At 59.9% G+C, this 25,678-nt stretch carries 18 protein-coding genes and 1 pseudogene; 11 read left to right on the top strand and 8 right to left on the bottom strand.

Annotation, left to right across the window (positions count from 1 at the left end; all coding sequences use genetic code 11):
• Positions 1–256 precede the first annotated feature (256 nt).
• From gcvH to E3O56_RS26120, 6 genes are all read left to right on the top strand, one after another.
• Complete coding sequence (gene gcvH, locus E3O56_RS26145) at positions 257–640, top strand: glycine cleavage system protein GcvH (RefSeq protein WP_248129189.1); 384 nt, start codon at positions 257–259, stop codon at positions 638–640.
• A gap of 10 nt (positions 641–650) precedes the next feature.
• Entirely contained in the window at positions 651–3,488 is a 2,838-nt protein-coding gene (gene gcvP / locus E3O56_RS26140) for an aminomethyl-transferring glycine dehydrogenase (protein ID WP_248129188.1), read from the top strand.
• A 159-nt stretch (positions 3,489–3,647) separates the two neighbouring features.
• On the top strand, positions 3,648–5,024 hold the full coding sequence (locus E3O56_RS26135; protein WP_248129187.1) for an L-serine ammonia-lyase: 1,377 nt from the start codon (positions 3,648–3,650) through the stop codon (positions 5,022–5,024).
• Between the two features lie 39 nt (positions 5,025–5,063).
• A complete protein-coding gene (gene gcvT, locus E3O56_RS26130; protein ID WP_248129186.1) occupies positions 5,064–6,188 on the top strand; it encodes a glycine cleavage system aminomethyltransferase GcvT in 1,125 nt (374 codons plus the stop codon).
• Between the two features lie 394 nt (positions 6,189–6,582).
• Positions 6,583–6,804 (top strand): cold-shock protein, encoded by a 222-nt coding sequence (locus tag E3O56_RS26125; RefSeq protein WP_014719702.1) that lies wholly within the window; start codon positions 6,583–6,585, stop codon positions 6,802–6,804.
• Positions 6,805–6,898: 94 nt separating this feature from the next.
• On the top strand, positions 6,899–7,387 hold the full coding sequence (locus tag E3O56_RS26120; protein WP_034128556.1) for an RDD family protein: 489 nt from the start codon (positions 6,899–6,901) through the stop codon (positions 7,385–7,387).
• A gap of 63 nt (positions 7,388–7,450) precedes the next feature.
• Here E3O56_RS26120 and nadA read toward each other — a convergent pair whose 3' ends face one another.
• Complete coding sequence (gene nadA, locus E3O56_RS26115; protein ID WP_032879720.1) at positions 7,451–8,509, bottom strand: quinolinate synthase NadA; 1,059 nt, start codon at positions 8,507–8,509, stop codon at positions 7,451–7,453.
• Positions 8,510–8,980: 471 nt separating this feature from the next.
• Here nadA and E3O56_RS26110 point away from each other — a divergent pair, with 471 nt between their 5' ends.
• The 3 genes and pseudogenes from E3O56_RS26110 to E3O56_RS26100 form a co-directional block, all read left to right on the top strand.
• The gene (locus E3O56_RS26110) at positions 8,981–10,696 is read left to right on the top strand and encodes a ShlB/FhaC/HecB family hemolysin secretion/activation protein (protein ID WP_248129185.1); all 1,716 of its coding nucleotides are present in this window, start codon (positions 8,981–8,983) and stop codon (positions 10,694–10,696) included.
• Between the two features lie 106 nt (positions 10,697–10,802).
• Positions 10,803–15,758: a hemagglutinin repeat-containing protein gene (locus tag E3O56_RS26105; RefSeq protein WP_248129184.1), complete on the top strand. Its 4,956-nt coding sequence runs from the start codon at positions 10,803–10,805 to the stop codon at positions 15,756–15,758.
• Between the two features lie 31 nt (positions 15,759–15,789).
• Positions 15,790–15,876, top strand: a pseudogene (locus tag E3O56_RS26100) (outer membrane lipoprotein carrier protein LolA); the annotation flags it as partial.
• A gap of 37 nt (positions 15,877–15,913) precedes the next feature.
• On the opposite strand, the gene E3O56_RS26095 reads toward E3O56_RS26100, so the two are convergent.
• The 5 genes from E3O56_RS26095 to E3O56_RS26075 all read right to left on the bottom strand — a co-directional run bounded on the left by E3O56_RS26095 (position 15,914) and on the right by E3O56_RS26075 (position 21,632).
• Entirely contained in the window at positions 15,914–16,375 is a 462-nt protein-coding gene (locus tag E3O56_RS26095) for an SRPBCC family protein (protein ID WP_103734725.1), read from the bottom strand.
• A gap of 86 nt (positions 16,376–16,461) precedes the next feature.
• Positions 16,462–18,009, bottom strand: coding sequence for an MDR family MFS transporter (locus E3O56_RS26090; protein WP_248129183.1), 1,548 nt, complete (start codon positions 18,007–18,009; stop codon positions 16,462–16,464).
• Positions 18,002–19,153 carry an HlyD family secretion protein gene (locus E3O56_RS26085; protein WP_248129182.1) on the bottom strand — a complete coding sequence of 384 codons (1,152 nt, stop codon included), beginning with the start codon at positions 19,151–19,153 and terminating at the stop codon, positions 18,002–18,004. The genes E3O56_RS26090 and E3O56_RS26085 overlap by 8 nt, the downstream gene beginning before the upstream one ends.
• Complete coding sequence (locus E3O56_RS26080; protein WP_248129181.1) at positions 19,150–20,631, bottom strand: TolC family protein; 1,482 nt, start codon at positions 20,629–20,631, stop codon at positions 19,150–19,152. The genes E3O56_RS26085 and E3O56_RS26080 overlap by 4 nt, the downstream gene beginning before the upstream one ends.
• Positions 20,632–20,891: 260 nt before the next feature.
• Positions 20,892–21,632 (bottom strand): helix-turn-helix transcriptional regulator, encoded by a 741-nt coding sequence (locus tag E3O56_RS26075; protein WP_103734721.1) that lies wholly within the window; start codon positions 21,630–21,632, stop codon positions 20,892–20,894.
• Positions 21,633–21,964: 332 nt separating this feature from the next.
• Between E3O56_RS26075 and E3O56_RS26070 the strand changes: the two genes are divergently transcribed.
• Both E3O56_RS26070 and E3O56_RS26065 read left to right on the top strand, forming a co-directional pair.
• Positions 21,965–23,353, top strand: a complete 1,389-nt coding sequence (locus tag E3O56_RS26070; RefSeq protein WP_032879713.1) for a lipid II-degrading bacteriocin — start codon at positions 21,965–21,967, stop codon at positions 23,351–23,353.
• A gap of 80 nt (positions 23,354–23,433) precedes the next feature.
• Positions 23,434–23,988: a hypothetical protein gene (locus E3O56_RS26065; RefSeq protein WP_248129180.1), complete on the top strand. Its 555-nt coding sequence runs from the start codon at positions 23,434–23,436 to the stop codon at positions 23,986–23,988.
• Between the two features lie 110 nt (positions 23,989–24,098).
• On the opposite strand, the gene E3O56_RS26060 is transcribed toward E3O56_RS26065, so the two are convergent.
• Positions 24,099–24,977, bottom strand: coding sequence for a PoNe immunity protein domain-containing protein (locus E3O56_RS26060; protein ID WP_148852621.1), 879 nt, complete (start codon positions 24,975–24,977; stop codon positions 24,099–24,101).
• A gap of 92 nt (positions 24,978–25,069) precedes the next feature.
• The gene (locus tag E3O56_RS26055; RefSeq protein WP_103734717.1) at positions 25,070–25,669 is read right to left on the bottom strand and encodes a hypothetical protein; all 600 of its coding nucleotides are present in this window, start codon (positions 25,667–25,669) and stop codon (positions 25,070–25,072) included.
• Between the last annotated feature and the right edge of the window lie 9 nt (positions 25,670–25,678).

Below are 25,678 nucleotides of genomic sequence, written 5' to 3'. Positions count from 1 at the left end.
TACTGAAAGCGCTACAGCGTAACGATATCGCTACAACCCTGTTTTTTACGCGCCATGCAAGGCTTTGATCCACATAGGCTTTTTTTCAAGCACTCGACTGTAGCGAAATCGCTACAGCCAAATGCACTAACGTCATAACCGATTTTATTAACCTGTTGATTTATAACGAATTAATAACCTTGGCCGCAATATTGCTAAGCAACTCCCCATTATTCCAATCCCGTCCACCAGACGATTCTGGCCCTGAGGAGTTTCCATGAGCGAGTTGCGTTTCACTGAAGATCACGAATGGCTGCGCGCCGAAGCCGATGGCAGCGTCACCGTGGGTATCACCGCTTTTGCGCAGAACGCGCTGGGTGATGTGGTTTTCGTGCAACTGCCGGAGTTGCAGGCTTACGACAAGGGCGCCGAAGCCTCCACCGTGGAATCGGTCAAAGCCGCCAGCGGCGTCTACATGCCGCTGGACGGTGAAGTGCTGGAAGTGAACGACAAACTCGAAGGCAGCCCGGAACTGGTCAACGAAGACCCGATGGGCGAAGGCTGGTTCTTCCGCTTTAAACCAACCGACGCCGATGCAGTGGCTAAGCTGTTGGATCAGGATGCATACGACCGCCTGATCAAAGCCAACGCAGAAGCCTGAGGAGCGCGCCATGACCGTTAATCTGACCACCGCCAACGAATTCATCGCCCGCCACATCGGCCCGCGCCAGGAAGATGAGCAGCAAATGCTCGCCAGCCTGGGCTTTGATTCCCTCGAAGCCCTCAGCGCCAGCGTGATCCCGGAAAGCATCAAGGGCACCAGCGTGCTCGGCCTGGAAGACGGCTTGAGCGAAGCCGAGGCCCTGGCCAAGATCAAGGCCATTGCCGGGCAGAACCAACTGTTCAAAACCTACATCGGCCAGGGCTACTACAACTGCCATACACCGTCGCCGATCCTGCGCAACCTGCTGGAAAACCCGGCCTGGTACACCGCCTACACCCCGTACCAGCCAGAGATTTCCCAAGGCCGCCTGGAAGCGCTGCTGAACTTCCAGACCCTGATCAGTGACCTTACCGACCTGCCGATCGCCAACGCCTCCCTGCTCGACGAAGCCACCGCCGCCGCCGAAGCCATGACCTTCTGCAAGCGCTTGAGCAAGAACAAGGGCAGCAACGCCTTCTTCGCCTCGGTGCACAGCCACCCGCAAACTCTCGACGTCTTGCGCACCCGTGCCGAACCCTTGGGCATCGAGGTGGTGGTCGGCGATGAGCGCGAGTTGACCGATGTCAGCGCGTTCTTCGGCGCCCTGCTGCAATACCCGGCCAGCAACGGCGATGTATTCGACTACCGCGAACTGACCGAGCGCTTCCACGCCGCCAACGCACTGGTAGCCGTGGCCGCCGACCTGCTGGCCCTGACCCTGCTGACCCCGCCGGGTGAATTCGGCGCCGACGTCGCCATTGGCAGCGCACAACGCTTCGGCGTGCCGCTGGGCTTCGGTGGCCCGCACGCGGCGTACTTCTCCACCAAGGATGCATTCAAGCGCGATATGCCAGGCCGTCTGGTCGGCGTGTCGGTAGACCGCTTCGGCAAGCCGGCCCTGCGCTTGGCCATGCAGACCCGCGAGCAACATATCCGTCGCGAGAAAGCCACCAGCAATATCTGCACCGCGCAGGTGCTGCTGGCCAACATCGCCAGCATGTACGCCGTGTACCACGGTCCCAAGGGACTGACCCAGATCGCCCAGCGCATTCACCAACTGACCGCGATCCTGGCCAAGGGCTTGACGGCCCTGGGCTTGAAAGTCGAGCAGCAACACTTCTTCGACACCCTGACGATCAACACCGGTAGCAACACCGCCGCCCTGCATGACAAGGCCCGCGCCCAGCGCATCAACCTGCGCGTCGTGGACGCCGAGCGTGTTGGCCTGTCGGTCGACGAAACCACCACCCAGGCTGATATCCAGGCCTTGTGGGCCATCTTCGCCGACGGCAAAACCCTGCCGGCCTTTGCTGCAACCCAAAGCACCCTGCCGAGCGCCCTGCTGCGCCAGTCGCCGATCCTCAGCCACCCGGTGTTCAACCGTTATCACTCGGAAACCGAGCTGATGCGCTACCTGCGCAAGCTGGCCGACAAGGACCTGGCCCTGGACCGCACCATGATCCCGCTGGGCTCGTGCACCATGAAGCTCAACGCGGCCAGCGAAATGATCCCGGTGACCTGGGCCGAGTTCGGTGCCCTGCACCCTTTCGCCCCCGCCGCACAAAGCGCCGGCTACCTGCAACTGACCACCGAACTGGAAGCCATGCTCTGCGCGGCCACCGGCTACGATGCGATCTCCTTGCAGCCCAACGCTGGTTCCCAGGGTGAATACGCAGGCCTCCTGGCCATCCGCGCCTATCACCAGAGCCGTGGCGAAGAACGTCGCGACATCTGCCTGATCCCGTCGTCGGCCCACGGCACCAACCCCGCCACCGCCAACATGGCCGGTATGCGCGTAGTGGTGACCGCTTGCGATGCGCGCGGCAACGTGGACATCGAAGACCTGCGCGCCAAGGCCATCGAACACCGTGAGCACCTCGCCGCGCTGATGATCACCTACCCGTCCACTCACGGTGTGTTCGAGGAAGGCATCCGCGAAATCTGCGGGATCATCCACGACAACGGCGGCCAGGTGTACATCGACGGCGCCAACATGAACGCGATGGTCGGCCTCTGCGCACCGGGCAAGTTCGGCGGCGACGTGTCCCACCTGAACCTGCACAAGACCTTCTGCATCCCCCATGGCGGTGGCGGCCCGGGTGTTGGCCCGATTGGCGTCAAGTCGCACCTCACGCCGTTCCTGCCCGGCCACGCGGCCATGGAACGCAAGGAAGGCGCGGTATGCGCCGCACCGTTCGGCAGCGCGAGCATTTTGCCGATCACCTGGATGTACATCAGCATGATGGGCGGCGCCGGCCTCAAGCGCGCGTCGCAGTTGGCGATCCTGAATGCCAACTACATTTCCCGTCGCCTCGAAGAGCATTACCCCGTGCTCTATACCGGTAGCAACGGCCTGGTGGCCCACGAATGCATCCTCGACCTGCGCCCGTTGAAAGACAGCAGCGGCATCAGTGTGGACGACGTGGCCAAGCGCCTGATCGATTTTGGTTTCCATGCGCCGACCATGTCGTTCCCGGTGGCCGGCACCTTGATGATCGAGCCGACCGAAAGTGAATCCAAGGAAGAACTGGACCGCTTCTGCGATGCCATGATCGCCATCCGCGAAGAGATCCGTGCAGTGGAAAACGGCACGTTGGACAAGGACGACAACCCGCTGAAAAACGCACCACACACCGCGGCTGAATTGGTGAGCGAGTGGACGCATCCATACACCCGCGAACAAGCGGTGTACCCGGTGCCGTCATTGATCGAAGGCAAATACTGGCCACCGGTTGGCCGGGTCGACAACGTGTTTGGCGATCGCAACCTGGTGTGTGCGTGCCCGTCGATCGAGAGCTATGCATAACTGAAGAGGTACTCAGTCTAAATGTGGGAGGGGGCTTGCTCCCGATAGCGGAGGGTCAGTTATTAGATCTGGTGACTGACGCACCGCCATCGGGAGCAAGCCCCCTCCCACACTTGACCGAGTACGGCCTCAAGAATAATAAGAAACCGGAGAACAACCATGTCCCTTAGCGTGTTCGACCTGTTCAAGATTGGCATCGGCCCCTCCAGCTCCCACACCGTCGGCCCGATGCGTGCGGCGGCTCGATTCGTCGAGGGCCTCAAGCGTGACAACCTGCTGAGCGCCACCACCGGCATCAAAGTGGAACTCTATGGCTCGCTCGGCGCCACCGGCAAAGGCCACGGCAGCGACAAGGCCGTACTGCTGGGCCTGGAAGGTGAACACCCGGACACCGTCAATACCGAAACCGTAGCTGCACGCCTGTCTCAGATGCGCAGTGACGGGCGCCTCAACCTGCTCGGTGAACACAGCATTGCGTTCAACGAGAAAGAACACCTGGCGATGATTCGCAAACCCCTCGCCTATCATCCCAACGGCATGATCTTCCGCGCCTTTGACGCCGCCGGTATCCAGATTCGCAGCCGCGAGTACTACTCGGTCGGTGGTGGGTTTGTGGTGGATGAAGACGCTGCCGGCGCCGACCGGATCGTCGAAGACGCCACGCCCTTGACCTTCCCGTTCAAGCACGCCAAGGACCTGCTCGGCCATTGCACCACCTATGGCCTGTCTATCAGCCAGGTGATGCTGACCAATGAAAGCGCCTGGCGCCCTGAAGCGGAAACCCGCAGCGGCCTGTTGAAAATCTGGCAGGTCATGCAGGACTGCGTCGACGCTGGCTGTCGCAACGAAGGCATCTTGCCCGGAGGCTTGAAGGTCAAGCGCCGGGCGGCGGCGCTGCACAGGCAGTTGTGCAAGAACCCCGAGTCCGCCCTGCGCGACCCGCTGTCGGTGTTGGACTGGGTCAACCTCTACGCCCTGGCGGTCAACGAAGAAAACGCCAATGGCGGGCGCGTGGTCACCGCGCCCACCAACGGTGCAGCGGGGATCGTGCCGGCGGTGCTGCATTACTACATGCGCTTTATCCCGGGCGCTAACGAAGACGGCGTGGTGCGCTTCCTGCTCACCGCCGCCGCCATCGGCATCCTGTACAAGGAAAACGCCTCGATCTCGGGCGCCGAAGTCGGCTGCCAGGGTGAAGTGGGCGTGGCCTGTTCCATGGCCGCGGGCGCCCTGTGCGAAGTGCTGGGCGGCAGCGTGTCCCAAGTGGAAAACGCCGCCGAGATCGGCATGGAACACAACCTCGGCCTGACCTGCGATCCAATTGGCGGGCTGGTGCAGGTGCCGTGCATCGAGCGCAATGCGATGGGCTCGGTAAAGGCGATCAATGCGGTGCGCATGGCCCTGCGGGGCGACGGGCAGCATTTTGTATCCCTCGACAAGGTCATCCGCACCATGCGCCAGACCGGCGCCGATATGAAAAGCAAATACAAGGAAACCGCCCGTGGCGGTTTGGCGGTCAACATTATCGAGTGCTGACGCCCACAAGCGCGTCGGCACGTTTTTCAGGAGCTGAATATGTCCACCGAAACCCTGTTGAAAACCCCTCTGCACGCCCTGCACCTCGAACTGGGCGCACGCATGGTGCCCTTCGCCGGCTACGACATGCCGGTGCAGTACCCGCTGGGTGTGATGAAGGAACACCAGCACACCCGTGATCAGGCCGGGTTGTTCGACGTGTCGCACATGGGCCAGATCCGCCTGACCGGTGCCAATGCCGCCAAGGCCCTGGAAACCCTGGTGCCGGTCGACATCATCGACCTGCCGGTGGGCATGCAGCGCTACGCCATGTTCACCAACGAGCAAGGCGGCATCCTCGACGACTTGATGGTGGCCAACCTGGGCAACGACGAACTGTTCCTGGTGGTCAATGCCGCCTGCAAGGACCAGGACCTGGCACACCTGCGTCAACACATCGGCGACCAATGCACCATCGAACCGCTGTTCGAAGAACGCGCCCTGCTGGCCCTGCAAGGCCCGGCTGCGGTGAAGGTGCTGGCGCGGTTGGCACCTGAAGTCACCCGGATGACCTTTATGCAATTCGCCACCCTGCGTTTGCTGGGCGTGGACTGCTATGTCAGCCGCTCCGGCTATACCGGTGAAGACGGCTTCGAAATCTCCGTGCCGGCTGAAAATGCCGAAAGCCTCGCACGCAGCCTGCTGGCCGAAGCCGAAGTACAGGCTATCGGCCTGGGCGCCCGCGATTCGCTGCGCCTGGAAGCCGGCCTGTGCCTGTACGGCCACGACATGAACACCGACACCACGCCGATCGAAGCCAGCCTGTTGTGGGCGATCTCCAAGGCCCGCCGTGCCGATGGCCCGCGTGCCGGCGCTTTCCCTGGCGCCGACCGGATCTTCACCCAGCAACAAGCCGGCGTCAGCCGCAAGCGCGTGGGCTTGCTGCCTCAGGAGCGCACCCCGGTGCGTGAAGGTGCAGAGATTGTCGACGAACACGGCACCGTGATCGGCACCGTGTGCAGCGGCGGTTTTTGCCCGAGCCTGGGGGGCCCGCTGGCCATGGGTTACCTGGACACGGCCTTCACTGCACTGGATACCGAAGTGTCTGCGTTGGTGCGTGGGAAAAAGGTGCCACTACGTGTAAGTAAAATGCCATTTGTGCCGCAACGTTACTATCGCGGCTGACGGATTGTTTCCATAAGTAACGCGGTTGCGTTAACGTGCACTAAACTGTAACGCAACCGCCATAAAACAGTGCATTTGCGATAGTCATTTTTATAGGAATAGCCCTATAACAAGTGAACTACTCTATCGAATAAGTCAGCTGCTCGGCATTCAACAAAGTGTCATGCACCCCAGCAAAACCGGGGCCTTGCGCAGGGCTTGTTTTTTTCATATTAGTTGGCGTAGAGTTTGCTCACTGTGTTTGCATGGGTCGCTTGGAACCTGGACCTGGGCAGTAGCTCAAGTAGTTTGCTACAACCCGTTCGACGTCTCTTAACTTTCCTGCAACCCAGCCCAGTACTCTTTCGTGTGAAAGGGGCTGTCATTAATTTTTAGCGTCAAAGGAAAGAAGAAAATGTCGGATAAAGGTGGACGTCAGAGCGGTACCGTCAAGTGGTTCAACGACGAAAAAGGTTTTGGTTTTATCACTCCTGAAAGCGGCCCGGATCTGTTCGTGCATTTCCGCGCTATTCAGGGCAATGGCTTCAAGAGCCTGAAGGAAGGCCAGAAGGTCACCTTCGTTTCAGTTCAGGGCCAGAAAGGCCTGCAAGCTGACGAAGTTCAAGCAGAAGGCTGATCCTTGCTGCGACAAAAAGCCCCTGATATGACATCAGGGGCTTTTTTATGGGCGCCATTGCGTAAACTGCGTGCTTTCTCCAGAGAGCCCTGCCATGTCCAAACCCCTGTTGAGCCCCCAGGGCGAATTCCCCGCCGTTGGCCTGGGCCGCCGCCTGGCAGCGATGTTCTATGACTTCCTGTTGTGCACCGCCCTGCTGATCGTCACGGCGTTCATCTACAAGCTCGTCTGGATCGCCTTCGTCGGCGAAGCGAAGATGCGCACACTCACCGAGTCCGGCGCGCTGGACGGTGACCCGTTGTTGTCGACGATCCTGTTGTTTGTGCTGTTTGGTTTCTTCGCCAAGTTCTGGACCCATTCGGGGCAAACCCTGGGCATGCAGGTGTGGGGCGTACGCGTGCAAAACGCCGACGGCTCGCGGATCAGCCTGTGGCAGGCGTTGCTGCGTTTTGTGGTGTCGATTGCGTCGTGGTTGTGCGTGGGGCTGGGGTTTATCTGGTCGTTGTTCGATAAACACAAACGCAGCTGGCATGACATCTATTCGGATACGCAACTGGTGCGGATCCCGAAGCAAAAGAAGTAACTCAAGCACATCGCCGATCAATTGTGGGAGCTGGCTTGCCTGCTCCCACATTTTGATTTGTGTTCAGGCGTTGCCGGCCAGTTTCAACCGCGCAGCCTGGGTGAAGTCCAACATCCGCTTGAGCGGCCGCACCGCCTGCGGAATCACCGACGGCTCGACGAAAATCTCGTTACTGCCCTCACGCAAACACTGCAATGTACGCTCCAGCGTATTCATCGCCATCCACGGGCAGTGCGCGCAGCTGCGACACGCGGCGCCGTTGCCGGCGGTGGGTGCTTCGATGAAGACCTTGTCCGGACACAGCTGCTGCATCTTGTAGAAGATGCCGCGATCAGTCGCCACGATAAAGGTCTTGTTCGGCAAGCGTTGCGCCGCAGCGATCAGTTGGCTGGTGGAACCCACCGCGTCCGCCAATTCGATCACCGAAGTCGGTGACTCCGGATGCACCAGGATCGCCGCATCCGGGTACAACGCCTTCATGTCTTCCAGCTGCTTGGACTTGAACTCTTCGTGCACGATGCAGGCACCGTCCCACAGCAGCATGTCGGCGCCGGTCTGGCGCTGGATGTAGGTGCCCAGGTGTTTGTCCGGGCCCCAGATAATGGTCTCGCCGTTGTCCATCAGGCTCTCGACGATTTCCAGTGCGCAACTGGAGGTCACCACCCAATCGGCACGGGCTTTGACCGCGGCCGAGGTGTTGGCGTACACCACCACGGTGCGTTCGGGATGCTGATCACAAAATGCAGAAAACTCATCCACCGGGCACCCCAGGTCCAGGGAGCACGTCGCTTCCAGGGTAGGCATCAGGATGCGTTTTTCCGGGGTGAGGATCTTGGCGGTCTCCCCCATGAATCGCACACCGGCCACCAGCACGGTCTTGGCTGGGTGGGCAGCGCCGAAGCGGGCCATTTCCAGGGAGTCGGAAACACAGCCGCCGGTTTCTTCGGCCAGGGCCTGAATCACCGGGTCGCAATAAAAGTGGGCGACCAGCACCGCGTCCTGAGCCTTGAGCTCGGCGGCGATGGCAGTACGCAAGCTTGCCTCTTCAGCAACGCTGAGAACCTTGGGCTGTTTGGCGTCGAGGTGGGCTTGAACCAGTAGGCGTTCGGAAATGTGCGTCATGTTCGCAAGACCTGCAGGCGCAGTAGCGCGAAAGTCGAGTGTACCACCGGCTCGGGAGCCCTTCGGGCGCCGCCGGACGAAGTGTTTTTGTTCATCAAGCACGGGTAAAGCGGAAGCTGCGCAAGGCTACAGAATATCCAATGGATTCAAAAGCCTAATCTGGCAACGAGGCAAGCTGCCGTTCCTTGATCGGGCCCAGCCGATTAGGCGAAGTCTTGACAACAATCCAAACCATCCCTCTGCCACTTACACGCCTTTAAACGCAGGAATGACGGGCCTGCACACCTCATGCCGCACCAAAAATGTGCATAAAAGCACTTAATTACGCGACCTTTCTTACGTATTGTGTGATAAATCCTACAGCGATGTAACAAACCGTCTACCACTCACTCAAGTGTGGCAAGTCCCGCTGAGTTCACTGTTTGGCTCGGGCGGATGCATCGCGTGTATTTCTACGTTTAAGGAAGTCGATTGCCACATCAGCTCTCAACCGCACACCTGTGTTGTACCCGAAAACTGGGCATCGCCCTGCTCTGCCTGTGGGCGCTGCCGGTGGCTGCCGCCGATAGCCCACAGCCCGGCCAGGAAGCCCTGCGCTTGCAGCAGCAACAGCAGCGCGATTTGCAGCAATTACAATTGGAGCAACGCCAGCGCCAAATGCAGCGCGGCAGTTTCGGCACGCAACCAGCCACGCCGGCCATGCCAAAAGAGACTGCCAAGGATGAAGGTTGCTGGCCCCTGAGCGGTACACGTCTGGCCGGAGTTACGCTGTTCACCCGCAGCGAGCTGGACAAACACATCCAACCCTACGTGGCCCCGTGCATGGGCGTCACGCAGATCAACCGCCTGCTGGCGCAGATTACCCAGCTGTACGTCGAGGCCGGTTACATCGCCAGCCGCCCGTACCTGATCAGTGCGCCGGCCGCCGGGCAGCCGTTGGATATTCATGTCGAAGAAGGCTACCTGGAGGCCATCGAGTTGGCCGATCAGAGCCTGCCGGTGGCGCTGGGCGGGGCATTCCCCGGGATGCTCGGCAAACCACTGAACCTGCGCGACCTGGAGCAGGGCCTGGACCAGCTCAACCGCCTGCGCTCGGTGGACCTGACCGCCGACATCGCCCCCGGCAGCACACCCGGCGCCTCACGCATCATCCTGCGCTCGCGCAGCAGTGCCTCGCGCTGGGCGCTCGGGCTTGGGGTGGATAACCTCGGCAGCGCCGGCACCGGCCGTGATCGCAACGCCATCAGCGTGAGCCTGGACAGCCCGTTGCAAATCAACGACTCGCTCAACCTGAGCTTCAGTGACACGCTCAACCATGGGCCACGCTACAGCCGCAGCCACAGCCTGTTCTATTCCATCCCTTACGGTTACTGGACCTACAGCCTGTTCGCCAGCCATGCCGAATACCGCTCACCGTTCAAGCTCAGCCGCACGACGCTTTACAACAGTGGCCGCACCGATCAGCTCAGCCTGCGCAGCGACCGCGTGCTGTGGCGCGACCAGAGCCACCAACTGAGCGCCAACCTGCAACTGGCCTACAAGGACGTCGACAGTTACCTGCAAAAGGTCCGTCTGGACATTCAGAGCCCGACGCTGACGGTGGCCGAAGCGGGCCTCAACCTGTTCTGGCTCAATAGTGCGGTATGGAACCTGGACGTCAATTACGCCCAGGGCCTGACGTGGTTCGGCGCCGATCGGGATGCCGACCAGGTGCAAAAAAAACACCCCAAGGCACAGTTCCACAAGTACCGCGCCAACCTCACCCAATGGCGCAACGGCCAATGGTCGGCGCAGCCATGGCAGTGGCAAAGCCAGCTGTCGGTGCAGTACAGCGAGGATGCATTGCCTGCCATCGAACAACTGCTGATCACCGATGACTCGGCCGTGCGTGGCTACCGCGAAAACAGCAGCTCCGGCGCCATGGGTGCGGTATGGCGCAACACCTTGCGCCTGCCGCTCAACACGGGCTTGCCGGTGAAGCTCACCCCGCGCCTGGGCCTGGACAATGCGTGGGTCAAGCACGAACACGGCGCCCAGAGCCAACGCCTGAGCGGTGCCAGTGCTGGGCTCAACCTGAGCTGGAAGAACGTGCAACTGGACATCGATTACCAACGCAACCTCAACACCCCCACAGGCTTTCGCCAGGAGCCGGAGGTCTGGCTGACACGCCTGAGCCTGCAAATATGAACCACCGCTGTTTTTAGCCTGAGACAACCGCCGTACCTGACCACCACAGCAGCGTTGCAACGAACAACGCACGTCGCGGATCAGCCAACACAGAGCGAAATTATTTATGCCGACTACTTCACACAGCTTTCACCTTTCACCCCAGGGCAAACTGCGCTGGGCCATTGCCAGCCTGTTTCTGCTGCCACAGTTGGTACTGGCTGGCGGCGTGACCGTCGTCACAGGCCCCGGCGGCACGCCGCAACTGCAAGACCAGGGCGGTGTGCCCATCGTCAACATTGTCGCGCCGAATGCCGGCGGCCTGTCCCACAACCAGTTTCTGGACTACAACGTCGACCGCCAGGGCCTGGTGTTGAACAACGCCTTGCAGGCCGGCCAATCCCAACTGGCCGGGCAACTGGCGGCCAACCCGCAGTTCCAGGGCCAGGCGGCGAGCGTGATCCTCAACGAAGTGATCAGCCGCAATGCCTCGGCCCTCAACGGCGCCCAGGAGATTTTCGGCCAGGCCGCCGATTATGTGCTGGCCAACCCCAACGGCATTTCGGTCAATGGCGGCAGCTTCATCAACACCCCGAACGCCAACCTGGTGGTGGGCCGCCCGGAACTCAACGACGGCAAGCTGCAAGCCTTGAGCACCCGCGATGCCAACGGCCAACTGACGATCCAGGGCCAGGGCCTGCACAACCGCGAGGGCTCCATCAAGCTGATCGCGCCACGCATCGACAGCGAGGGTCGCCTCAGTGCCCGTGATCAATTGAACCTCACGGTCGGTCGCAACCAGGTGGATTTCGCCAGCGGCGAGGTACGCCAGGTCGACCCGGCCGGCAAGGCCCAGGAGCAACGCATCGACGCACGCCTGTTCGGCGCGATGCAGGCCGGGCGCATCAATATCATCAGCACCGCCGAAGGGGCCGGGGTACGTGTGGGTGGTGTGCAGGTGCAAGGCACTGACGGTGTAAAGATCAGCTCGGCCGGTGACCTCGATGTCAGCGGCCAAGTTCACGCCAACAGCCTCGACGCCACCCGCGCCGGGGTGCAGAGCCGCCAGGGCGACGTCGACTTGCACAGCGCCAAGGACTTGAACCTGGCCGCCACTGACGTAGGCGGGCGCAACGTCAAGCTGGATGCCGGGCGCAACCTGACCCTCAGCAGCCTGGAAAGCCGCAAGCTTCAGGAAAAACGTGAGCAGTGGAACAACAGCAACTTGCTGTTCACCTACGAAACCTACGACCGCACCACCACCGACAAGGATTCCCGCCAGCACGGCAACACGCTCGTCGCCCAACAGGACGCGGCATTGTCTTCCGGCGCCAAGGCCGACATCAAAGCCAGCCACGTCGAAGCGGGCCACGCTTTGCGCGTCAACAGCGGCGCCGACCTGCAGGTGACTGCCGCTACCGAAACCCATGAGACCCGCGACCAGGGCAACCATCGCAAGCACCTGTGGAAAGCCAACTGGGACAAATCCAGCAGCGAACAGCGCAGCATCACCAGCAGCCTCAAGGCCGGCCACACGCTGGAGCTGACCAGTAAACAGAAACTGCAATTGCAGGGCGCCGAGCTGAAAACCCCAGGGGACATCCAATTGGCAGGCCGCCAAGTGGACATCACCAGCGCCAGCCGCACCCAAAGCAGCAGTGACAACACCTACGCAGGCGACCTCACCGGCGGCAGCTTCTTCGGCAAGAACGGCGACGGCAACCAGGGCAAGACCTTGAACACCGCCAGCAAGGTGAATGCCGACGGCAAGCTGATCGTCCAGGCAGACGACGTGCGCATCAGCGGCAGCCAGGCCCGAGGCGGCAAGCAGGCCAGTGTGATCAGCGACAAAGGCTCGCTGGTGATCGACGGCGTACAAGACACCTCCCACGACAACCGCTACAGCAACGACAGTAAGTTCTTCGGCATCTCCAAGGATGAAAGCCGCAAGAACCTCAAGGACAGCACCGTGGTTGCCAGTAACCTGCGCTCGGACAGCAACCTCAAGCTGCAAAGCGCCAAGGACATCACGGTCAGTGGCTCCCAGGTGTCTGCCGCGGGTGAACTGCAAGCGAATGCCAAGGGCGATATCAAGGTCGTTGCGGCGCAGAACACCGCCCACGACACCACCAGTACCCATACCCGCGGCTTCGATGGCTACGCCAAGGAAACTGAAGGTGTCAGCCGCCAGTACCGTGCGGGTCTGAGCTATGAAGACCAGCAGCAAACCCGCCAGACCGACACCACCGGGCAGCAGGCTTCAAGCATCAACGGCGCCAGTGTGGCGGTTAACGCCGGTGGTGACGTCAGCATCAGCGGCTCCAACCTCCAGGCAACCGAAGGCGATGCAAGCCTGAGCGGCAAAAACGTCGAGCTGTTGGCCGCCCATGACCAGCGCACCGAAGCCGTCGACAAGACCACCACCGGCGGCAGTTTCTACTACACCGGCGGCATTGATCGGGCAGGCAATGGTGCTCAGTTCAGCCACCAGAGCAGCCACGACACCGCTGAAAAAACCACCGCGCAAACCAGCACCGTGGCCGCGACCGGCAAGCTGACCATCAATGCTGGCAACACCTTCACCAGCGAGGGTGCCCAGGCCAAGGCCGGCACCGAGCTGCGGGTCAACGCGGGCCAGATCGACAACCTGGCCGCCCATTCCACCGAGACCAGTACCCACAAGCAAAACGGCTGGACCGCCGATGTCGGCGCCAATGTGGAATACAAAGGCATTACCCGCCCGATCGAAAAAGCTGTTGAAGGCGTGGCCCAGGCCAAGTTCCATCAGCCGGGTTTGCTGGATGCATTCGAACAACCCAATGTCGGGCTGGACGTGGAAGTCGGGCATACCCACAGCACCCGCACACAACAGGACAACACCGCCGTGGTCAGCCAATTCAGTGGCGCCACGGTGCAGGTCGATAGCGTCGGCAAGTTGCAGGATGAGGGCACGCAGTACCGCGCCACCGAGGGCGGGCTGACCATCAATGCCGGCGAGCATATCGCCAAGGCGGCAGCCAATACCCACAGCAGCAGCGAGCAAGGCGTGGACGCCAAGGTCGGCGTGCGGGTCTACACCACCACCGGCGAGGACGTGAATGTACGCGGCAGCGGCAGTGGCGGCAGCCGTGATGTACGCCAAGCCAGCAGCACGGCAGTGGTCGGCAGCTACGCGGGCACCCAGGGCGTGAGCCTCCAGACCAAGGGCGATGCAAGTTATGAAGGCAGCCAGTTCAACGGCGGCCAGGCAGGCGTCAACCTCAAGACCGGCGGTGAGTTGGCGCTCAACCAGGCTAACGACACCCAGAGCAACACCAGCAGCACGTTGCGCGGTAACGCGTCATTGACCGTGGGCACAGCGCCCGGCGCCAATGGCACCAACATCAACCTCGGTGCCGGTGTGCAATTGGATAACCAGCGCCTCGACACCCAGGACAGCCAGGCACGCGTCGCGACGCTCCAGGGCAACGGGCCGATCCAACTCGGCAGCGGCGGCGACATGACCCTGCAAGGTACGCAGATCGGCTCCGGCACCGCCAAGACCGGCGATATCAGCCTCAATGCCGGCGGCAAGCTGGACCTGCAAGCCGCCACCCACCGCCACGTCAGCAACGGCAGTAACCTGGGCGGCGGCCTGACCCTTGGCGCCGGCAAAACCAGCAGCGCCGAAAGCAGCAGCAAGACCGGCAACCTCAGCGCCAATTTCAACATCGGCAAGGTGGCCGAAGATGACCAGGGCGTAGTCGTCGGGCAACTGCACAGCAACGGCAAGGTCAGCCTCGCCAGCGGTGCCGATGCAGCCGATGCCATTCACTTGCAGGGTACTCAGGTAAGCGCGGCCAGCGTCAACCTCGACGCACAAAACGGCGGCGTCCTGCAGGAGTCGGCACAGTCGACCCAGGCTCATGACAGCTGGGGCGTGACCCTGGGCGCGGGCGCCAGCGTGGGCAAGACCACCTTGGCCGACGCCGGTGAACACGAGACACCCAAGACCCAACGCGGCATCAATGCGCGGGCCAAGGTCGATGTGGATCACGTGCAAGGCACCACCCAGCACGACAGCCTGATCAAGGCCGATACCGTGGTCATCAACAGTGCCGGCGATACCCGTCTGGCGGGCGCACGCATCGACGCCGAGCAGGTGAGCGGCAAGGTGGGCGGCGACCTCGTTGTCGAAAGCCGCAAGGACCAGGTCAACAGCACCCAGGTTCATGTCGATGCCAAACTGGATGTCGAGAAAAACCAGCCTGGCGTGGTCGATAAACTCGCCAAGGCCAGCGGCCCGCTCAAGGACACCGTAAAAGCCAAGGCCGAAGGCGCGTTCGACAAGCATCGCGACAAATTGGAGAACGTGGTCGACAAGGGCACCGGGCACCTGGCTGCGGCCAAGGACAAAGTGCTCGACAGCGTGGTCAACGCCAAGGAACGCCTGGAAGAAAAACTCACCCGCAGCGCCAGTTACGACGTGAACCCCGAGCCCCGCGGCGCGTTCGGCACCCGCGTGGACAAGGCCAAGGCTTACCTGGCAGACAAGAAGGATGCGCTGGGCACGCGCCTGTCGGGCTTCAAGGACAAGGTCTGGCCAAAAACCAGCGACAGCTACGTTGTCAGCGGCAAGAACACCACCGGCAGCAAGGTGGCCGATACGGCTGAAAGCGTGTTGTTCGGTGACAAGAGTGGCAACACCAACTACACCCCGACCCTGAACCTGGACGTCAGCCATGTGATCAAGGACAGCGTCGCTCAGGCGTCAGGCATTCGCGGCAGCCAGGGCGTCAGTCTGCAGGTCGGTGGTGATACGCGCCTCACGGGTGCGCGGATCAGTGCCGAGCATGGCAAAGTCGAGCTGGGCGGTTCCAGGGTCACCGCAACCACACTGGCAGGCAGCGACTACCGCGCCGATGTCGGGCTGAATGTCTCCAAATCACCGGTCAACCTCGCACTCGGGGCCAAGGACGAACTGACCCAGAAACAGGACGACGCTACGCGCAAGGATCAAGCCTTGAACCTGGGCCTTCTGCGCGCCGGTGGCCATCGAGAGAGCCAGGCCTTGCAGGCGGGGATTGATCAGGCCATCAACTAAAGGCTAATACCGGCCCACTGTAGGAGCGAGCTTGCTCGCGAAGAACGTTAACGATGGCGCTGGCCTGTTGAAAGTACGCGGCGCCCTCAGGTTTTTCGCGAGCAAGCTCGCTCCTACAAAAGGCGTATTCTCAGCGTGCCAGCACCCTCGTCATGTCAGTTGAACAGCGCCTGCAGGTTCTTCATCGCATCATCGGCAAAGCCTTGCAGGAACGCTTCGAACGCCGGCATATCCTCCTTGCCGCCAGTGTAGGGCTGGCCAATGATGGTCCAGGTCACCAGGCTCTGGTTCGGGCCTTGCGGCGCCACTTCCATCAGCGCCCACAGGTTGCCGATATTCAGTGAGGTGTAAATCAGTGACCAGGTCATCGTCATGGCTTGGTCTTCACGGGTGTTGAGTTGCTCAATCACCACGTTGCCGTCCTTGAACAGTTTCTTGCGGACCGAACGCACGCCCTCGCCCGTCATTTCGATATGGGACAACGCCGGAATGAATTTCGCGAAACCAGCGAAATCTCCGACGATACTCCACACGCTGCGCGCATCGCCATTCACGGTGACGCGGGCGACTACAGGGTTGCCGAGCGGGTTACGGACCAGGGTATCGGGTTGTTGCATGAGAGAGCTCCTCTTTTCCGGGGGGCAGATAGTGGGCTCCAACCAAACGCAGTGGGCTGTACAAGTTCAACACCTCCTTGGCGTGGTTAAGCGTTCTTGGCTGACTGCCGTAATGCCAAGGCCGCGACACCACACAAGATCAACGCGATACAGGACACATAGAACGCATCGCTATAGGCCATCAGGTACGCCTCGCGACGCACGGTGTGGATCAAGCCCTCGATAACCTGCTGTTGAGCGGGCAACAGTTGGTTGAAGATAAAACCCTCGCTGTCAGCCATGCTGGCGCGCAGGCGTTCCTGCAAGGACGGGGAAAACAGTGTGATCGACTCCCCTACCCGCTCGGAGTGAAAGCGTTCGCGCAGGGCGACGATCTGCGTCAGGCCTGCCGTACCCACGGCACCGCCAAGGTTACGCAGCATGGAGAACAACGCCGAGGCAGAGCCGGCTTCGTCTTTGGCCAGCCCGGACACCGCCAGTACCGAAAGCGCCACCATGATCAGCGGCTGTCCGATACCGCGTACCACCGTGGAAGGAATGATCACGTTGGCAGCGCTGTCCACGTCCAGGTGCGCACCGAGGTAGCACCCCAGGGCCATGATGAAAAAGCCACTGGCGACCATCAGTTTCGGGTTGAGCCACTTCATCAAGCGCGGCATGAACGGCGCCAGTACCAGTTGCACCATGCCGTAGGCGATCAGACTGATGCCAATCTCCCGAGCGTTGTAACCCTGCAACTGGGAGAGGTAATTGGGCACCAGGAACACCAGGCCGAACGTGGCCCCGCCGAAGATGAACATCGCCGCGCTGGCTACTCCGAAGTTGTAGCTCTTGAGCAGACGCAGGTTGATAAAGGAGCGGCTGCCATACAGCTGCGACAGTACGAAGTACACCAGGGCAACGCCTGCGACCAGCGACATCCACACAATGAAATCGGAGCCGAACCAGTCCTTACGCCCGCCTTCTTCCAGCACAATCTGCAAGCCCCCCAGGCCGACGATCATGGCGATGATGCCGCCCCAGTCGCCGCGCTTGAGCAGGCTCAACTGCATGGGTTTGGCATCGATGGACCATGCCACCGCCAACAGCAAGAGAATGCCAGGGGCCAGTTGCAGGTAAAAGATCCAGCGCCAGGAATAGGCATCGGTCAGCCAGCCACCAATGGACGGCCCGGCGGCCTGGGCGACGCTGTTGGAGAGCGCGAACAAGGCCATGCCCATCGCGATCTTGCTGGGCGGCAGTTCAGTGATGATCAGTTGGAATGACAAGGGAATCAGCACTGCGCCGGCAGCGCCCTGGATCACCCGAATGATGATCATCACTTCCAGGTTAGGCGCCCATGAACAGGCTATGGACGCCATCAGAAACACAAACGAGCCCACGAGCATCACACGCCGCAGAGAGAACACCTGCACCAACCAAGCGGTCAGCGGGATCATCACGATTTCCGCGACCAGGTAGGCGGTGGAAATCCACGAGCCTTCTTCGAACGTCGCCCCCAGGGAACCTTCGATCTCAGGCAGCGCGGCGCTGGTCACGTGCACGTTCATTCCGGCCATGAAACAGCCGAACAGCCCCCCGATTACCGCCACCCAGGCGCGAAAGGAGACGCTCTTTTCAGCCGCTTCAGTCATGTGCAGCGCCCTGCTTATCTGGGCGAGTGTCCACCGTGGTGATCACCGACATGCCCGGCAGAATAGGTCCGCCTTCGTCATGCTCATCAATGACGATCTTCACTGGAAAGCGTTGCACGATCTTGGTGAAATTGCCGGTGGCGTTGTCCGACGGCAACAGCGCGAACACTGCCCCGGAACCTGGCGAGAAACTCATCACATGGCCCTTGAGCTTGCGTCCTGAATAGCTGTCGATGCTGATGTCCACGGGTTGGCCGGCACGCATGTCGCGCAACTGGGTTTCCTTGTAGTTGGCCACCACGTAGGCCTGCTGCAAGGGCACCACTGCCAGCAGCGGCAAGCCTGGCGCGACGTACTGGCGGGTGCGCACTTTGCGCTGCCCCACCACGCCGTCGATGGGCGAGCGAATCAAAGTGTCTTCCAGGGCATGGGTCGCCAGGTTCAACTGCGCCTGGGCCTGACTGCGCCGGGCAATCTGCTGCTGGAGCGAAGCTTCGGCCAATTGGCGTCGGGTGACGGCCACGGTCAAGCGGGTTTCCTGTTGGCGTTGCATGGCCTTGGCAATTTCTACCGCGGCATTGGCCTGGGTGTAGCTGGCGGCGGTCGTTTCCAGACGCTGGGCGCTGGCGGCGTGGTCGCGCACCAACTCTTCGTAGCGGCGCTGGTCGAGGCTTGCGCGGCGCAATTCTGCGGCCACACTGCGGGCGTGAGCCTCAGCCTGGGCAACCCCGGCCTTTTGCTGGGCGATCAGGCTATCGGTGACGTGCAGGTTGGCCTCTTGCGCTGCCACCGAGGCTTGGGTCTCGGCCAGTTCTGCACGAGCTTGTGCCAAGCGCGCCTGGTAGTCACGGTCCTCGATTCGCACCAGCACGTCCCCGGCCTTGACGGGCTGATCGTCCTCCACCACCACCTCGGCCACATAGCCTGAGACCTTCGGGCTGATGGGAATCCAGTCGGCGCGCACATACGCATCATCGGTCTGTTCCAGGTAGCGGCCGACCGTCATCCAGTACACGCCGAACACCACCGCAGCGATCAACAGCGCAGCGCCGCCCAGCAGGAGCAGATGCCTTTTGCGGCGTGGGCTGCGCGTATGCGCCTGTTCATCCTGGACAGCAGTTTTTTCATCAACGGCGATATTCATGGTTGGGTACCGGAAAAAGTGGTGTGAGCGTGGGTGGGCGCTGAAGGCTGCCAACCACCGCCAAGCGCCTGAAACAGGCTGATCTGGCGTTGCAGCAACTGGCCGTCGGCGTCGGCGCGAGTGGCCTGCAAGCGGATCAGTTCACGCTCGCTGTCCAGCACGTCCAGAAAGTCGATAGACCCGGCGTCATAGTTGAATTCGGCCAACCTGTAGGCGTGGCGGCTGCTGTCCAGTGCCTGGCTCAAGGCCGCGTGGCGCTGGCGTTCGCCGTCATACAAGGCCAGGGCCTGGCGCACCTCCTTGAGCGCCTTGAGTACGCTGGCCTCGAATTGCGCCACCTCCACCTGCTCAAGCGCCCGCGCCTGGTTGACCCGTGCGCGGTTGGCGCGCCAATTGGGGAACTGCCAGGTGATCAGCGGGCCGATGCCGAACATCACCGCGCTGCTGTCGCCCAGCTCATGGAATTTGTTGGCTGAGGAAGACACTGAAGCACCGAAGGTGACCTTGGGATACAGGTCGGCCTGGACGATATCCACTTGCAGCGTGGCCGCCTGCAACGCTCTCTCGGCCTGACGGATATCGGGGCGGCGCGCCAATAATTGCCAGCCATCGCCCACCGGCAGTTCGGCATTGAGGTGTGGAACCACCTCACAGCTCGCAGCGCCAGCGCCTTGTTCCAAATCAGCCACGCCGGTCAGCATTGCCAGTTCATACAGCGCAGCCTGTCGACGCGCCTCCAGCATCGGCAGCAAGGCCTGGGTTTCGCCCTGCAAGGCTTGCATACGCGTGTATTCAAGGTCCGTCACCACACCGGCCTGGCGCTGGCGATCGATCAACACCAGGCTGCGCCCGACCACGTCCAATGAATGACGCTGGACCTTGGCACGAGCACCGAGGGCACAAGCATTCACATAGGCGCGGGTGGTTTGCGCCACGACCGTGATGCGCAACAGGTCTTCGGCGTCCTGCGCCGCCGCGGCTTGCACCTGGGCTCGTTCGATCGTGCGCTGGACCTGGCCCCACACATCCACTTGATACGCCAGCTCGAAGCCCGGGTTGAACGCCCATTCTGACGGTGCATGGCTATCGGTGGCCTTGGCCAGGGTCTGATCATCGGCGGTCTTGCCATAAGCCGCCCCCAGTGACGCCTGGGTGGCCGGCCAACGCTCGGCATCAGCCTGCATGATCCCGGCCAGCATCGCCTGCACATGGGCCTGGGCTGCCGCCAGGTCACGGTTGTGCAGCAATGCCTGCTGCACCAGCCCATCGAGTTTCGGGTCGTTGTACAACTGCCACCAGCGCTCGGGTAACGCCTGGGCCGATACACCTTGCGGCAAGTGGCTCAGGGTATTGATGCGCTCTGGATGTGACTGTGCAGGCGGGTGAGCAACCCAGGACGAACAACCCGCCGACAACGCCAGCGCAATGCCCAGCAGCGCAACACGGCCATGCCATGGGGGAAAAGAAGGCGAACCCATCGAAGAAATCCAGAAGGCCAAGTAGAGACCCAGGGTAAGAGCGCGACGGAGTGCGAATCTCTCGAGTTCCGGACAACCATCGTTTTGATTGGGACAAGGTGCGGGGTGGCTTGGCAGTACTCGGGGCAAATGTGGGAGGGGGCTTGCTCCCGATGAGGGAGTATCAGTTAGCAAATCTGTAACTGACCTACCGCCATCGGGGGCAAGCCCCCTCCCACATTTGAACCGAGGCTGACAGGGAAGCCTATCGCCAAGTCAAATCACACCAATCGACAGTTACTCGGGGGGTAACCCATAGTGCGCTTGAACATCGCAGTAAACGCACTCGGGCTCTGATAACCATGCTCCAGCGCCACTTCCAGGATCGACACACCACAGGCCAGCCGCTGCATGCTGAGCAACAGCCGCGTGCGCTTGCGCCATTCGCCGTAACTCATGCCCAACTCCTTCCGGAACAGCCGCGCCAAGGTGCGCGAACTCATATTGAGCTGTAGCGCCCAACTCTCCAGTGTCGATTCCTGGGAAGGGTTGTCGATAAAGCCCGCACACAACAACTTGAGCCTCGGCTCATCCGGAATCGGCACATGCGCCAGCACCCTTTGTGCCCTGTCGAGCTCCGAGAAAATCAACTCGACAATCTGTGCGTGGCGCACCAATGCCGCCTCACTGTCGAGCTTATCCCCGGCAGCGATAATCAGCTCACGCAACAGCGGCGAAACCCTGATGACCTCGCACTCCGTCGTCAAGCCACGATGCGCCCCCGGCGAGATCAACAAGGTGCGCATACGCACTTCACCGGTCATGCGGATCTGATGCTCCAGCCCCGAGGGCACCCACAGTGCATGCCCGGAAGGCACCACCCAGGCGGTCGCCTCCACCGACACCAGCATCACACCGTTGATGGCATAAACGAGCTGGCCCTCGTCATGTCGATGGGGCGCCACGATGTGGCCGTGTCCATAGTTAGCGGCGAGCGCAGCTAATGCGGTAGGCGCGTTCATTTCAGCAGGCCATCGCGGCGTTTGCTCGTTTTGAGAGAAGCGCGCTATGTCGGCAGTTGCAGGAAGAGGCTGTGGGCATCATATCGTTTCTCCTTTCTAGGGCAGACCGCCAGGAGCGTTCGGCGCGTCTTGAGTGCGGAAATAACCCGTACATCAGAAAAAATGCACAAATGCATATTTTCGCCTTGAAAACCTCACTGTATGGATACACAGTATCAGCAGGCCTCATCTTATGCCGATTCATCGCTACCGCCGAGCAGCGCGGCGAGGCCGAGCCAGAGGGGTAATTCCCAACAATTGACCGAAATATATATCGATAAGGATATCGACTCATGACTATCGTTCTTCCACCCATCGTCGTCACTGCCACCGAGCCCGGTTACCCGGCAAATCCTGGAGGCCTGCCGTTTCCCGCGCCGAACCCGGCGGTTGTGTTCCAAGGGCAGATGCTGGAACGCTTTGCTTATTATCGCCAGGGGTTGTGGCGCGAGATGCTAATCAAAATCGCCAACGAACAGGTCACCTGGGGAATGACAGGAGGGCCAGCGCCAGGGATCGTCCATGATTTGCAATCGGTGCCGTTTGCAGATAGCTACCTTTACTTTAATCCGGGCCTGACTTCTGGCCATGGTTTGAATTACGCCCAGCAATATTTCCAATCAGGTGGCGTAACCTCCTCTCCAGGCCTCTCGGGCGGAGACCTGACTCCGGTCGCGGCCGTTGGACACTTTCTTTACGGCAAAGGTACTCCAACCGAAACCTCAATCAACCTATTCGGGCTGAACTCACCGAGCATCTCAAGCGCTGTGTTCAATGATGTTCTAGCCTCAGCGCCAATTGGAACGTCGCCGATTTCCATTGGCAATATTCCTTTTACGCCAGACGCCACGTCCTGGCAGCTTGCAACGTGGATAGACAATCTTTCCCTGACCTTGCAAGGCACCCTCAATAAGGGTCAGGACGGTAGTTATCAATTTAACGGCTCCGTATCCGCCGCCAACCACACCTACGATTCGATGCCTGCCGGTTTCAAAGCGGCCATCGGCGAAGCGGCTGCAAATACGCTTCAAAGCGTATTTGACGCTCATGGCGCTATGCCCTTTGAGGTCGTGATCAAAGGCGAAACCGCAGTTACCGTTACCAAAGAGCTCACACCCGATGAAAAGGCTGCCTATACAGACGCTGTCAGCTTCGTATCGACCGCCAACGAACAAATGCTTCAAAAATATGGTGCCAACTTGAGCAAAGTCGCCCAAGACATGCAAGCTGAGATCGCTGGCAAGAAAGTCAGAAGTTATGCAGAAGCAATGGCGACCTTTGAGAAAATCAGCGCTAACCCCGCTATGAAACTGAATGCGTTGGACACCCAAGCAGTGGTCGATGCGCTGAATGCACTGGATAAGGCGACCTTTGCGGATAACATCACCCGTTTGGGCAAAGCATTCGGTGTGGTCGGTAAAGTCGTACAAGCAGAAGCCATCCGCGAGAAAACCGTTTCCGGTTTTCAAACCGGCGACTGGAAGCCTCTGATGCTTGAACTTGAAGCGATGGCAGTCGGCACAGGTGCTGGAATTTTGCTCGCCACCAGCATGGCGTTCTTCTTTCCTGTTTTTGCGTCGGCTGCCGCTGGAGTCGTCGTGGTGGCCTTGATGATGGCAGCCACCGCTGCCTATTTTGATGCAGCCAAAGTCGATGAGATCAACAACCTGATTCTTAACTAAAACAAAGGGTCCGGGCGAGCCGAGTCTTGTCCGGGCCCAGCGTGTTAGGATTAAAAATCGTACAACAGGATTTCCGAGCAATGAACAAGTCAATCAAACAGTGCATACCTCTGCCCTATTTATTCATTGCAATGACCATGGCACCTATATTTTTCCTAGCTTTTTTATTTCCTGCAAAGGCCACATCCGCGCCCTATATAAATATTGAAAGCTTCATAAACACCTACCTGCTCGGCGTGGTAGGGTTTTGGTCGTCTAACTTCCCTTTCAGCTCCACAGTCATAACAAACTACATTGGCTTGCTCGGACCGATATTTGCGGTGATCTTTTTCTTGAAGGTCCGCAAGGGGATGATCATCGATGCCGATCAATATGCAAACATGACCATCAGCAAATATCTGTTCGGCTTGATAGTTTTATCGAGCTTTATCTATATGATCGTATCCGTGAGCTATTTTTACCCGCATGATCTGGCGGCTCACAACTTGAAATGGCGATTGTTTGGCACACACCTATTCACATATGCAATATTCTCTTCGGGCGTGCTATTTATCATTTACTTTATTACCTTGATCTCATACTTCTCTTTATTATACATACCGAGACTTTTAATAAAAAAGAATAAACAGCGCTAGCTTCACGCCATATAGCAAGATGACGGATAAAAGGATATTTAGTCCCGAAACAGGTGTAAGCCTATTTCGGATTGGAGACCATATCCCCTTCTCCCACTGCCACACCAATACTAATGCCTTTTGCTGTCTTTACGGCTTTTCAGCCCCAGCAACCGCCCCCACCACCCAGACTCGGCACTTGAATTAGGTGTTGGTATCACTTTCTCATTGGGATGTAGCAAATCACCCGGATAGTGCTCGTGCCCAATGCAATCGCTGTCCTCAAGCCCAAATACTTTCACGGCGGCGACCGCCTCAAAACACCAGCGGCCGAAGTAGCTTCCCATCTCAAGTGGGTGCATTACCGGATCACCATAAATGTACCACCACGGTTGCTGTTTACCGCGCCTGTTCAGCTCTGGATACCAATGCTCCACGAACGCCAGCAGTAGAGTTGCTTGCTGCGCCTGTTGCGCATCAATTGCCTTGAGCAGTCTCACATATGGCTTGGCGTGTAGCAGCTTCTCCCCAATTTCCCGCTCTGGTTGGCGGTACGCAATGATCCGATCCAGCAGAATGTCCTGCCCCCCATCACCTATTAACGCAACCAATCGAAGCCACTGCTCATCGGGAATCTCCAGAGTAAGCGCTAGCCCCACCAACCAGAAACAATAGATGTAATGGTTTAAATCGGTTAGTTCGAAGGTCCAGTCTCGGCAAGTCTTAAGATCATTTTCAGCGCATATTTTGTCGGACTCTCGGTTGGAAATTTCCCATGCATCCAGAACGCCGGGGAAGAATGTTGCAATCGTCGTAATATTTCCACCACTCGAGTAGCCCCGTATAGCCGCACGCAAATTATCTTTGGCAAAGTCGAATGTAAATTGCGCTCTATATACGGGATTAGCCGAAGGCTCCGACAGAATCTTACTGACACGCTCAATCCATTGCAGATCTTTTGCCTCATGATCATCCCAATACTGCTTATTTCCCCAAGGTGCACGAATCATGGAAAAACTCCATTCAACGCCGCCTTTTTACAGGCGGCGCCTTTATTTACAAGGCAAACCCGGACAGTGTCCGGTGATTACCTAAGGGTTGATCAACTGCCCAACAGTCCACTGGTGTCCGCGTCGAAGCGCTTACGGGCCTGATCAGCCGCCGGTTTGAGCAGCATGAGCAGCGCCGCCTCACTGTACAACTGAGTGACCGCCAGTTCCTTGGGGGTCGGCTCAATCGGGATCAGAACATCTTCGCTGTCTGCGTGCAGCCAGATTGCCACAACGTGCAATGCCGAGATGAACAGCACTCGCAGCTCAACGGTTTTACCTTGCAATTGCGGAGACTGTTCCGCCATTTTCAGCGCATCTACCGTCGCCGCAGCCAGGGGCCCGTGGTTGAGCGAGGCGAACTCGACATGCCCGCCTACGTCGGCCAATTGCGCATCCGCAATCGTCACGCCATCGGCAAACACCAAGTAATGCCAATCGCCGACCTCAGCGTCTTTCAGACCTTTACCCTGAGTCAAATCCTCGAGGGTGAGCGAGTAGCCACGATAGGCTTCGCTAAGCCTGATGTTGCCCGGTGCGGCGGCCGCGAATGAGTGATTGCGCCCCAGGCCCTGGGTTTGCAGCGCGGCTTGCAACGCCGGACGCAGTGTCTGTACGCCGTTTGAGGGCGCCTTTGGATAAATCAGTTGCATGATGCAGCC

The organism is Pseudomonas sp. W2Aug9, assembly GCF_023127755.1.
Lineage (GTDB): Bacteria > Pseudomonadota > Gammaproteobacteria > Pseudomonadales > Pseudomonadaceae > Aquipseudomonas > Aquipseudomonas synxantha_A.
Note: the sequence above shows the minus strand (reverse complement) of the source record. Positions and strands in the feature narration are given on the sequence as shown.